Below are 8,657 nucleotides of genomic sequence, written 5' to 3' on the forward strand. Positions count from 1 at the left end.
AATTGATCTTTGATCGCTTGTAATTGAGCTTGCGTTGCTGGACTGATTACACCATTTTTAGCAGCAATTGCCTCTACCAATTCATCATGCTTAGCTTCTGCAGTTTGAACCGCTTGTGTTGCTGCTGAAAAATCTAAATTAGTAAGATTATCCACAGCATTATTTAGTTCATCACGAGCATTATTTACATCATCAATGCTTGGCTTGTCACCAATATTGTTATTAAAGTCATCTACAAGCTTTTGAGCTTCTTCAATTTCTTTTTCTAATTCTGATCTAGTTTCATCAGTATATGGATCATTTGGATCTTCATTTTCCAACTTATCCTTTGCATTTTCCAAATCAGCTTCAAGATTATTAATTGCTTCTTCTAATTTAGCAGCATCTTTAGCTTCTTGATCTTTTAAAGCATCTTCAACAATAGAAATTAAATCATCAGCCGTCTGGTCAAGTAATTCTTGACTTGATTCTGGGTCTTTTAAAACAGCTTCTGCATCATTAATAGCATTTTCAACTCGCTGTTTTTCATCACCATCCAATTGATTTAATGAATTTTTAGCATCATTGATTGCATCAACTAATTTGCTGAGATCTTTGGAAGGTTGTTTTGTGTCACTTGATCCATTAGCAGCATCAAATACAGCAACGCCAACTCCAACTGCACCTAGTGCAAGTGAACCACCAGCTAACCAATTATTTAAGATTGTAGCGCCAGTTCCAGCACCACCTTCTAGTAACGCTTCTATGCTTTCTAAAGGGTTGTATTCTACATTTTTGAAATCAAGAACAAACATCTCACTATTTTGGTTACGGAAAACTAAATCAGATGTTTCATAATTGAAGTTTTCTAGGGTTATTGTTTCCCCATTATTAAGTTTAATAATGACCTGATTATCATTCACAATCAGCTCTTGAACATCTTCAGGAGCCACGTCGATCATTACAACTGAGTCTTCAACAATTTTAATTATATTGCTTTCTGAAGTGATCGTATTATTCAAGGTTTTTTTTGAGATAATCTGAGTTTGCATATACAAAATACCCATAGATTTAAAGAAATTTTACTTGATAGCATTAAACGATCATTTAGTTTTCTAATCAAGATTTTTTTAGATTAAAAATCATATATTTCAATATATTGTGATTTGAATCACACTATTTTTTAATAAAATTGATTTTATTTTATACAGTAACTAAATGATCTTAATTATACTGCTATTTACAAATTCAATACGTTGATTACTTATTGTTCATCATTCTTCTTGCTTTTAATTTTCATTATTTAATATCAGAAACACAAATTTTTTTTGAAAAAAGCAATGGTATAATCTCAAAAAAATGAATAATTTTTATGAAATATTTTTCTTGCGCGCAGTGCAATCAGCAAATCTTTTTTATGAATTCTACATGTACTCATTGTGGAATTAATTTAGGATATGTTGTAGAAGAAAGAGAAATGGGAAGTTTCCATAAACATACTAGTCAGTTGTGGAAATCCATTAATCCCAAATTCAAAAATAAACTCTATAAACCCTGTTTTAATTATTTGCATCATCATGTATGCAATTGGATGATTCCTGCAGAAAGTTCTGATATTTACTGTGACTCTTGCAAACTAACCTCTATTATTCCAAATTTAAATAATCCTGATCACACCATCTATTGGAGCAGATTAGAGCATGCGAAGCGTCGTTTCCTTTATATGATGCAACAACTAAATATCATGCCGAGACCAAAAAAAAATGATCATGATCAATTTGGACTTAGATTTAATTTTTTGATGCCCGAACCAGATCTTCCTGTTTTAACTGGGCATGCTCAAGGTACAATTACATTAAATGCAAGCGAAGCAGACGTCGTATACCGCGAAACAACCCGAATAAAAATGGGTGAAAACTATCGAACCCTACTCGGTCATTTTCGCCACGAAAGCGGGCATTACTATTTCGATCTCATTCAAGAGCTTCGACCAGATCTCATTGATGCGTTCAGAGTAATGTTTGGAGATGAACGACAAGATTATGCTGAGGCTTTAAAGCGACATTATCACGAAGGTCCACCCATAGACTGGCAGAAAAAATTTATTAGTTCCTATGCAAGTGCTCACCCATGGGAAGATTGGGCAGAGACTTGGGCACATTATTTACATATGATGGATACCTTAGAAACAGCATACTATGCGGGTCTGAGTGTTCAATCTAAACGTGCTGATCTCCCAAGTATGACGATCGAAGAAAATCCGATTGGTGCTAAAAACTTTGAAACTGTTTTACAAAACTGGTTAACCATCACTTTTAACTTAAATGCACTTAATCGCAGTATGGGTTTAGATGATGCATACCCATTTACGCTATCAGATAAAGTCTTAGACAAGCTCAGATTTATTCATCACAAACTATTAGAAATTTCATTTCAAAAATAAATTTTTTTGCTTTATCAAAGGTTGAAGTTACTTATTATTTAAATACAATCTTCACCAAGTCTTATTGATTGTGTGTAAATGAAAATAAACGAACAGATTGTACTCGTTACAGGTGGGGCACGAGGCCTTGGCTTGGCTATTACCAAGGCATTATTGAGCGAAGGCGCTCGTGTCGTTGTCAATTATCATAGTAGTCATGAGTCCGCTAAGACATTAAAACTTTCACATCCTGATCAAGTTTTTAGTTATCAAGCGGATATTACTGATGCAGATCAAGTTTCAGAAATGTTTAACGCTGCCAAACTGCATTTTGGTGAAGCTATACATTCAATTGTGAATAATGCACTCGTTAGATTTAAATTTAACGGGGATGCAAGACCAAATATTTCACAAATACAGTGGAATGATATGCACACTCAGTTTGAGGGTGCTGTTAAAGCTGCCCTTAATACTACTCAAGCCGCTTTAGCCGACATGAAAGCTAATCGATTCGGTCGAATTGTGAATATAGGAACAAACTTGGTGCAAAATCCTGTTGTGCCATATCATGACTATACTACTGCAAAATCTGCCCTTCTCGCATTGACGAGAACATGTGCTCATGAATTAGGTGAGTTTGGAATTAATGTCAATATGTTGTCTGGTGGATTACTTCAACAAACTGATGCAAGTAAAAGCACGCCACAGGAAGTTTTTGATTATATTGCTTCCGCTACTCCCTTGCGTAAAGTAGTCACTCCTGATGAGTTTGCTTCAGCCATTTTAATGTTTTTGTCACCGTACTCTAAAGCTGTCACTGGTCAAAATTTAATAGTGGATGGCGGTTTGGTTAAAAATTAATAACGATGCTTAGAGCTTAGGCTATTTTTTATTTAGGGAATAGCCTACCTATAATGTTATTTTACAAGGATTTCATGAAACATATGTCTAAGCCATTGATGGCTGGTCTTATGATGACAGGACATATGCCAATATTGTTTAACACCATATGTCGGGAAAGCAATGGGTGCATCAAAGATTTTTAAATTGCCTCGTGATAATAAAACTTCACTTAGATAGTAAGGCACTGTAGCAATCGCATCAGTTTCTTGAACAACAAGACCAACACCAAGATAACTTGGTAATCGCATTAAAATATTTCTTTTGAGTTCAAGGTTTAACAGCTCATTTTCAATATGGTAATGCCCCATTCCCGCATCAATATCAATGTGTGATTCTGCCAAATACTGCTCTTTGCTGATTGAATCTCCCGTTAAACGCGGGTGATCTTTTGCTGCAATCACAACATAATATTGCTCAAACAATTTTTGTTGATAAAATCCATTTTCTAAATGCGGCAAAAATCCTAGTGCAAGATCAATTTCACCATTTGCCATTTGATAACTTGTTTCAGAAGTTATTGGACGCACATTTAATCTGACATGAGATGCTTTTGCTTTTAGATATTGGGAAATCTTAGGCAGTAATACTAAATGCGAAACATCAGTCATCGCCAAGGTGAATTGTTGATCTGATATAGCTTCATCAAAATCAATCGTAAAATTATTAATCGCTTCAACTTTACTTAATGCTTCACTGACCAATGGGAATAATTGCTTTGATAATTCCGTCGGGATCATTTCATTCCCAATTCTTAAAAAAAGCGGATCGTTATAATGTTGTCGAATTTTATTGAGAATATTACTTACAGCAGGTTGACTCATCTGCAATTGTTCAGCAGCAATCGAGACACTTTTAAATTTGTAAACATGAAAAAAAATACTGAGTAATTTGCAATCTAATTCGTACACGAAACGCGCCTTCTCCTAGTAGATGAGAATCTAAAGTCAAATAAGATCTCATAGTACTTTTATATTTTTATTTTTTCTAGGATCTATTCTGACATTCTCAAAAACCATCCCATAAAAAAAGAGCGAAAAATCGCTCTTTTTATCATCGTTCAAGTTTGAATAATTTAGAAATTATAAATTGCTACAGCACTTACACGATTATCCTCACCTGTGTTAGAACCATTTGGTGCAGATACTACAGCTTTACGCTCACCATACACATATTCCAACCCAAGGCTAATGGGTTTGATCGGACTATAGAATGCATTGACCCAACCTTGCCAAAGCTCCTTATTGATCTCTGTCAGATTTATTGCACCACCTCGATAAGCATTTGTCACATCTTGATTCATATAACCAAAACCAACAGTTCCACGCCATTGAGGATTAAATTGCTGCGTTAGACCTATTGTAATCGAGTCAAATTCATTCTCATCTAAAATTTCACCAGATGAGTTACGGCTGATACCAGGATTCGTCCATGAAACGAAACTGCTATCTCCTTTTACATGATAGTAGTCAGCTTTCAGTGTAGTTGAAGGAGCTAACTTATATTGCATACCAAGTCCTACGCCCCATGCAACGACTTCATCAACTTCTGTTTTCTTTTCATTGACCATAGTACGTAAACTGAGTTTAGCATCATCATTTAATTGATGATTTAATCGCGCTGTGACTGCAGGTGTACGCATTTTAGATAAGCCATCTTTTGGATCTTCTGCTGCAAGGACCAAGCCTGTTGCAGGTGCTAAACTCATACTATAACGAACTTGAGGTGTACGTTTTACAGCACCACCCACATAACCTAAGGCATCAATCGTTTCAGGCATATAGTCTGGCACAGCAAAGTTAGACCAAGTTTGACCAATTAACCATTTATCGTAATTCATATAAGCATGACGTATACGAAGATTATCTAATCCAGCTCCACCCAAAAAGTCGACTTCAACTTTACCTGAAACTTTTTTATCATTGATTTGACTATGAATATCCAAACCTAAACGTGTTGCTGATAGAGTCGACTTCAGTTGATCACTTGCTTCACTTTGTCCCGCTAAAGGAACTTTATTAATATTATTATATAGGCGATCTGCCGCACTACCTTCGGCTTGATATGAGGCATCTAGACGAACATTACCATAAAAATTAAAAGTGGTATCTTTACCAACATTTAGTTTTGGTTGGGGTTTAACAGATTCTGTTTTTAATGTCTCAATCGATTTTGTCTGTACAACAGCATTCTTCTGTTGTTGTTCCATCATTGATTTAAGTACTTCAATTTCTTGACGTAGTTGCTCTATTTCAGACTGTTGTGTGCTTTGTGCAAATGTTGCAGTAGAGGTTAAAACAGCTAATGAGATTAAACTTAAAGTAAAAGGTTTGTTTGAAAAGATCATCCTAATCTCTCTTATCCTATAAAATGGTTTAAAAGTCTAAATAACAGCCACCTTCTGGCAGCTGTCTTATTTATAAAGAATTTTTACTGTGCTTGTTCTACGACTTTAGAAGAGTGCACCGGTTCTTCCTGAGCAATTTTTCCATCTACTGAATTTTTCAGATTCACCATAAAAATTGCTAAGGCTGCAATCACACCAGGAATTGCGATGACCAAGAAATTCATTTGGTGCGGAAGTTCCATGGTTAACAAAGCACCAGTGAGTACTGGACCTACGATTGCACCAATTCGACCAATACCAGATGCCCACCCCATACCAGTTGAACGAACTGTCGACGGATAATATTGTGCGACGAATGTATAAAGTAGAATTTGTGAGCCAATCGTTGCAGCGCCCGCGATTGCAATTAGCGTATACAACACGATTTGTGGACTATTAAAGCCGAGAAGGATAAGTGCAAGTGCACCGCACACGAACATAATTGTGAGTACTTTTTTGATGTGGAAACGATCTGCAAGATATCCACCACCGATTGCACCCACCATACCACCGATATTTAATGCAAATAGGAAGATCATACTTGCACCAAGCGAGTAACCCGCTTGAATCATCAGTTTTGGCAACCAGCTTCCTAAAGCATAAACCATGAGTAAACACATAAAGAATGCAACCCAGAACATGAAAGTACTGAAGGTACGACCTTGCTGGAATAATGCTTTTAAAGGAGCTTCATCACCTGCTGTGACTTCATCTAATACAAATTGAGTGTCAGCAGTAATATTTTTTTCAGGTGCGATTTTCTTCACATTAATTCGCACTTGCTCGGTTTGGTTTTTGTTGGTCAGGTACATCAAAGATTCTGGTAGGAATTTCCAAATCAACGGCAATGCGATTAAAGGCAATGCAGCGATATAGAACATAATTTTCCAGCCATATTGTGGAACTAACCAAGCACCTAATAATGCTGACGTCATACCACCAATTGCATATCCACTGAACATAAGGGCAACTAAAGTACTTCTAATTCGCTTAGGTGCATATTCAGTCATTAAAGCAACAACGTTAGGCATCACACCGCCAATACCCAGACCAGCAAGAAAGCGTAAAATACCAAATTCAGTTGGATTCGATGCAAATGCCCCCAAAAATGTAAATCCACTGAAGATTGCCACACAAATCATAATGGTTTTTTTACGACCAAGCTTATCTGATAATGTACCAAATGACATAGCACCGAACATCATCCCGAATAAAGCTGTGCTTGCTAACAATCCAGCTTGTACTGAAGTTAATGCCCATTCCTGCATTAATAAAGGTAATGCAACTCCATAAATAACAAGATCATAACCATCAAAGATAATAATCAATAAGCACCAAAACAATACACCCCAATGAAATGGTGTGAACTTAGCATCATCAATCACACGATTGATATTTAATTTGTTTGCTTCCAAGGTTGCGCCTCCTGCAAATAAACTCTCCAAAAATATGACGCAACATTGACTTAAAGCTGAAAAAATGTCCAAAACCGAATATATCTATATATATACCTTCAAGGTCTAAATAATCTCGAGGGCTTATTTCTAGTATGATTGAATGAAAATTAGACGAATAATTACTTTAAAAAAAAATTCTTTGAGAATTTCTAATTTGAATTTTTTATTGCAACCTAGTTTTTCTTCAAAGTTAAAATTATTTGTTTGAAATTTATCAAAAAAAATTAAGCCCCTTTTCGGGGCATAAGCTAAAGTCGTAGTTATTTTGAGTATTTAAGATTTTTGATTGCTATTTTTTATCCAATAGCTTTAGACCTAAGTCTAATTATTGTATTAGACCCTATCTAAATTAAATTTCTATCATACTTAATTGCTTCTAAATCATACACTTGGTAAATACAATCTATTAGAGACATGATGTCCTCGCTCTCATCTAGATTACGTATCGTCATAAATACTGGACTTACTGCAGTTTCATCTAAAATTGGGATGTAAAGCAAATGGGATAGCTGAATTGATTTCGCACTTTCTGGAACAATACAAATACCTTCACCAGCTGCAACCAAACCAAGAGATAGCTGAATTTCTCGCACCAAACGTATATTTTTAGGTTCTAAATTATATTCTGCAAACAAGGCTTGGACTTGAGTTGCAAAGCTAGGGGTTGTATGGCTAGGGTATAAAAAAATATTTTCATCAGAAATATCAGATAGATAAACACCTTCTTTTTTTAAACTTAAAGGATGACTCGCATGCACTGCCATCATTAAGCGCTCTTCACGAAGCAAAATTCGCTTCAATGCTGGATCTGAAATTCTAAGCCGCCCAAATCCAACATCAATCTTCCCCTCTTTGAGTGCTTTAACTTGTTCTAACGTGGTCATTTCAACAAGTTCAATCTTTAAGTGGGGTTGCTGCTGCCTATATAAATATACAATTTTAGAAAGCAGCCCATAAAGCAGTGACCCGACAAACCCCATTGTTACTGTACGTTCAACTAGACCTATACGCTTTGTCATAGACTTAACTTCTTCAGCATTGGCAAGTAATTTCACTGCGTGCTGATAAAAGAAATAACCGGCTTGTGTTGTTTTTAATGGACGGCTACCTCGCTCAAATAAAGCAATGCCAAGCTCTGATTCCAAATTTTGAATTTGTCTACTTAATGGTGGCTGCGCAATAAATAACTTTTCGGCTGCTTTTGTAAAACTTTGTTCTTCTACCACTGCGACAAAATATCGTAGATGTCTAAGCTCCATGACTTCCATACCTTTTAAATATATTAAAATGCAAAAATGATCTTCGACTCTATTTTTGCATTCTTTTAAGGTATACCACATGAAATACACAATGCAAGAATGCGTAGAGTGGAAATGATTACATCAGTTGAAACCTTGCTCGTTGAAATCCCGACGATCCGCCCACACAAGATGGCGGTCGCAACGATGCAAACTCAAACCTTAGTCCTCATTAAAATCGAAACTTCGGATGGTTTCATTGGTTGGGGCGAAGC

7 protein-coding genes and 1 pseudogene are annotated in these 8,657 nt (G+C 35.9%); 3 read left to right on the forward strand and 5 right to left on the reverse strand.

The window, feature by feature from the left end; all coding sequences use genetic code 11:
- A partial coding sequence (locus FTV32_RS14985; RefSeq protein ID WP_180029053.1) for a BapA prefix-like domain-containing protein occupies nucleotides 1–1,031 on the reverse strand: 1,031 nt, incomplete at its 3' end.
- Between the two features lie 320 nt (nucleotides 1,032–1,351).
- On the opposite strand from FTV32_RS14985, the gene FTV32_RS14990 reads away from it, so the two are divergent.
- Together FTV32_RS14990 and FTV32_RS14995 are read left to right on the forward strand one after the other, a co-directional pair.
- Nucleotides 1,352–2,422 (forward strand): putative zinc-binding metallopeptidase, encoded by a 1,071-nt coding sequence (locus tag FTV32_RS14990; protein WP_180029054.1) that lies wholly within the window; start codon nucleotides 1,352–1,354, stop codon nucleotides 2,420–2,422.
- A gap of 78 nt (nucleotides 2,423–2,500) precedes the next feature.
- Complete coding sequence (locus FTV32_RS14995) at nucleotides 2,501–3,262, forward strand: 3-oxoacyl-ACP reductase (protein WP_180029055.1); 762 nt, start codon at nucleotides 2,501–2,503, stop codon at nucleotides 3,260–3,262.
- Nucleotides 3,263–3,318: 56 nt separating this feature from the next.
- Here the strand turns inward: FTV32_RS14995 and FTV32_RS15000 are convergent, their stop codons facing one another.
- The 4 genes from FTV32_RS15000 to FTV32_RS15015 all read right to left on the reverse strand — a co-directional run bounded on the left by FTV32_RS15000 (nucleotide 3,319) and on the right by FTV32_RS15015 (nucleotide 8,403).
- A complete protein-coding gene (locus FTV32_RS15000) occupies nucleotides 3,319–4,212 on the reverse strand; it encodes a LysR family transcriptional regulator (protein WP_035270286.1) in 894 nt (297 codons plus the stop codon).
- A gap of 164 nt (nucleotides 4,213–4,376) precedes the next feature.
- Nucleotides 4,377–5,648: a DcaP family trimeric outer membrane transporter gene (locus tag FTV32_RS15005; RefSeq protein ID WP_180029056.1), complete on the reverse strand. Its 1,272-nt coding sequence runs from the start codon at nucleotides 5,646–5,648 to the stop codon at nucleotides 4,377–4,379.
- An 83-nt stretch (nucleotides 5,649–5,731) separates the two neighbouring features.
- Nucleotides 5,732–7,102, reverse strand: a complete 1,371-nt coding sequence (locus FTV32_RS15010) for an MFS transporter (protein WP_092766280.1) — start codon at nucleotides 7,100–7,102, stop codon at nucleotides 5,732–5,734.
- 386 nt (nucleotides 7,103–7,488) lie between these two features.
- Nucleotides 7,489–8,403, reverse strand: coding sequence for a LysR family transcriptional regulator (locus FTV32_RS15015; RefSeq protein WP_035270297.1), 915 nt, complete (start codon nucleotides 8,401–8,403; stop codon nucleotides 7,489–7,491).
- Nucleotides 8,404–8,517: 114 nt separating this feature from the next.
- On the opposite strand from FTV32_RS15015, the pseudogene FTV32_RS15020 reads away from it, so the two are divergent.
- Nucleotides 8,518–8,657: pseudogene (locus FTV32_RS15020) on the forward strand (muconate cycloisomerase); the annotation flags it as partial.

The sequence above is a fragment of the Acinetobacter sp. YH16032 genome (genome assembly GCF_013417345.1).
Lineage (GTDB): Bacteria > Pseudomonadota > Gammaproteobacteria > Pseudomonadales > Moraxellaceae > Acinetobacter.